At 65.9% G+C, this 4,039-nt stretch carries 2 protein-coding genes; both read right to left on the reverse strand.

All coding sequences use genetic code 11. The annotated features are described in order from the left end of the window. A partial coding sequence (locus EN780_RS28820; protein WP_128275986.1) for an ATP-binding protein occupies positions 1 to 1,755 on the reverse strand: 1,755 nt, incomplete at its 3' end. Positions 1,756 to 1,848: 93 nt separating this feature from the next. After that, positions 1,849 to 4,039: helicase-related protein (locus EN780_RS28825; protein ID WP_348631272.1), on the reverse strand; the 2,191-nt coding region annotated here is incomplete at its 5' end.

Genomic DNA, 4,039 nt, shown 5'->3' on the forward strand with positions numbered 1-4,039 from the left:
GGCCTCGAGAGTGTCAGCGTTGAACACCAGCACGCCGCGCTCGCGGTCCGCCAGGGGGGTCTGACCGCCGGGTGCCACCCTGACCTCAGGCGGAGGCTCGGCATCCGTGCCCTTCCGGTCGCGCCAAACGCGCTCGACTAGGTTCTCAAGGCGCGAGACACGGTGACCGGCTGCGGCCGCCCGCCGGGAATCGAGCAGCTCCTTGTTGAGCTGCTTGAGCCGGTTCGTCGTTTGGCGGACGGCGAAATGCACCCATTTCTGGAGGTACTGGTAGTGCGGATGGCTGTAGTTGAAGGACTCGCGGTCTATGTTGAGAGCTGCATCGAGCCCCTCCGTAATGAAGACCTCCGACATGAGCTGACGCAAACGGGTCAGCTCGGAAACCTGGTAGCCCAGGAACGAGGGATCGAAGAGGACGCCGCTGGCGTTGTTCACGCGGATAAGGCAGCCATTGTTCTCCTTGGGAGTGATCTTCTGGTTCCAGTACAGATATGCTTCAAAGGACAGCGCCCCTCCGCCGATATCCGGCGGGACTGCTCCAAGACCGGATGTCACCTTGCCGAAGAACATCAGGGGGCGGCCGATCTCGCTGGTGCCGTGGAGTTCACTGTCGAACGAGATCGGCCGCAGCAGCTCGACATCGTCGAGGAGGACGCGGAACGAGCCGACCGGGTCAACGATACTCGTCAGCCCGAGCCGCTCCCCGATGGTCTCTGTACCTATCAGCTCCACCGGCTCCGCCGACCTGCTTGTGAGACGGTAGAAGCCGATCCCATCGCCGGCCGTCAGCTCGAACGGATGCCGGTCGATATAGCGGACGGGCACCGCCAGGCTGAGCAGCCAGATCATTCCAAGATAGTGATCGAGAGACTCCTCGATGTTGGGCGTGGCCTTGCGCGTGCGGACTTCCTGGCGGACTGCTGCATGCAGCTTCCGGAACCTGACATCCGGAGCGTCGGTCGGGTCCCAAGGCAGCCGGGGCTGCTCGAGGTAGACATCGGCATCGTCGCGTGCCACGCGCCCTATATGGTAGCTCGGCGGCATCGGGGGGGCACCATCCACATCCCCCGCCTGCGCGCGGTCGAGCAAGGTCCAGCGATCCAGGCCGCGGAGCAGCTCGCGTGCCTGTGGCGTGAGCTCCATCAGGACGATCTCGGTGCCCTGCGTCTCGATGTCGGTCGCGGGCTCGCTTGTGATCGCGACGGTGCCTGTCTCGAAGACCTGCTTGTCGGAGGCGGCGGCCAGCATCTCTTCCGTGTGGGTCTTCAGGACAACGACCGCTGATGTCCTGAAGTCATCCCCGCGACGCTTGGTGATGACCTGAAAATGCTGCGTCAGCTGTGCGACCGAGAAGAGGCCTATACCGATCTTTCCGATCAGCCGCCGCCCGCCGGGGGACAGCGTGGGATCCGATTGGTTCACGGTACCGAGGCGCTTTCCCTTGGCGGTCCGCTTTGAGCTGCCACCAATGTGCATCACGAAATCGGCCAGGACCTCGGGCGACATCCCGAGGCCGTTGTCCCGGACGACAATGCGCTCGAAGCGCGGCGCATCGGTCCGCAGTATGACCTCGGTGGCATCCGCGTCGTAGGCGTTCGAGATCAGCTCGCGGAACGCAGACGACGGCCGGCGATAGATGCCGTCGGTGACTCGAGCGAGCACACGGTCGTCGACACTGAGCGTCGTCTTCACGACATCTCCGCTCTCGCGGCCACGCCGTATCTCAAGCGCCAGCTCTTCAGCGCGATCCTGCATCAATCCCCCCTTTCCGTGCCGAGGGCCCGTGGGCGCCGCAGACGACCCGGCGGGTGCCGTTTTGCCGCGCACCTCGCTCTATGTCCAGCAGTATCAGAGCGGCCTCCTAATGGCCATGAACGTGGAGCGGAACTCGACGGTCAGCCCATTTTGCCTGCCGGCGGCTTCGGCGGCGGTCAGTGCAGGATGGGTCATGCCTTGGCGGATGTCCCAGAGCGGATGTCCGATTACGATCGCCCGGCTCCCCGCGACGACCGCCTCCAGGCCTGCGAGGGTCGTCCGCGACGATCCTGGAAACGCGGCGTGCACCCGGTCCGCGGCATGCTGCGCAACGCCGGCCCAATGGGGAGGCGAGAAGTCGATCCGTGCCGCCGCGTCGAGGCACAGCCGCGCAAAGTCCACCGCGAGACGCCAGTCCAAGATGCTATGGTAGGCCAGGTTTCCGTAGTCGCGCATGCACTCGTGGCAGGATGTCTGGCACACCGTGCCATGGTCGAGCGGCCCGGCCGTGGCTTGGACCCGGCCGAGGAGACTCGGACCAAGCACATCCTGCAGCACCGCCTCGAATTCGGCTGACGCTCCTAGGAAGGTGCTGTAACCGGCGCCGTTCTCGAGGGTGTCGGAGAGGAACACCTGCCCGACGACGTTCCCCGCCGCTACCGTCGTTCGCAGCCCGACCTTGAGCTCGCTGTCGCTGACGTCCAGGCGTACCGCCGCAGCCCGCCGCAGCAGGAACCCGAACGAGTACAGCGCCGCCCGTCCCTCGACACGGAGCGGGTCTGCAAACACGCCCGGCGGCCATGCGTCGACCCCGGCGACGAGCACGTCGGTGCGGCTTATAGCGGCCAGAGCACGGCGGTCCCGACCGCCGGTCGCTTGGCCCCGGGGGGGGGGCGCGTTGACCTTGCTCAGGGCCTGGCGCGTTGCCCAGGTCTCGTCCCAGAATCTCTCGAACTCGAATAGCTGTCCGTTGTTGTCGTTGATCACGTGGACCGTCTGGCCGCCACTGTGGATGCCGAAGTTGCAGTGCGGCGCGAGCGGGGGGCCCGCAAGGCCAAGCTTTGGCCGCGTCGCGCGCGGTGTCCACTCGAAGGTCCCATCATAATCCCTCTCGGACCCGAAGCGTGTCCGGAAACCGCGCGGCTCGGAGAGATCTACGACCTGATGCTCCGCGGCCCCCGCGCCGCACACTTGGCAGGTGAGCGCCGGGATAGCGGCCGCGTCGATCGACTGGCACCGCCGGCAGATGCCTGTGGGGATAGGCGGCCCGAGCGGGTTCGGCATCTCTGTGGGGATGCCTCCACGGAGCTGATAGTCCACCACGCCGATTGCCGTGTGGATCATGCCCTCTTTAACGGTCTCCGACCCTGGAGCGAACTGGCTTATCGCAAGATCGAGCGGGCGATCAACCACATCGGCTGGCGGCCACTGCCCCCGGCCAGGCCGACCGTGAAACAGATAACGCGTCCTGGTCGGGAAGCCGAACATCGGAAGTATGCCGGCGTTGGCAAGCCGCTCGCTGAGCTGGGTCTGTACCAAGTGCGGGCTTGCAACCGCCGCATCGATCTCCGCCACGAGGTTCCCGGCCACCCATGCCTCCAAGCCGATCCGGCGCGCCTGAAGGGCAGGAGCGGCGGATTGAAGGAGCACACTGCAGATTGCGGATATGCTGGCTCCGTTCGCGCCGATCCAGGCGGAGACCTGCGCACGGACCGTCGCCCCGCCGCCAAAGCCGGGCGCGGGCTGCGCCCATGCGGCGGTCTCCCCGAACTCCCCATGGACACTGTCGCCGGATGCCGAGGGAAACAGCTGGAGCGCCGCGAACGCTTCACGGAGAACCTCCTTCGCGAGGACGCGCCGGACTATCGGCTCCACCGTGAGGTCGACATAGGGCTGGGGCGGAGGATCCGCCGTGATCTTCTCGGGCCGCTGGAAGTAATAGTCGTCATGGCTCCGGCCGCGGCAGAGCGTCAGCGCGATCGAAAGCGCGGTGCCGCGCCGGCCGGCACGGCCAACGCGCTGCTGATAGTTAAACCGCAGCGGCGGCATGTTCGCCATCATGACAGCGAGCAGCGATCCAATGTCGACACCAGCCTCCATCGTTGTCGTCACGCTAAGGAGATCGATGGTGTCGACGAGCTCGATCTCCTCTGGGGCAGGTAGGCAGACACCTTGGAAGAGCCGCTGACGCGTGCGCGCCTCGGCCTTCCCGGTCTGCCCCGTCATCTCCTCGCAGTTAAGGCGGAAGAGGGGTCCCGCGCCCCGTGCCAGCAACAGGTAGTAA

It is taken from the genome of Mesorhizobium sp. M4B.F.Ca.ET.089.01.1.1 (assembly GCF_004022605.1).
GTDB lineage: Bacteria > Pseudomonadota > Alphaproteobacteria > Rhizobiales > Rhizobiaceae > Mesorhizobium > Mesorhizobium abyssinicae.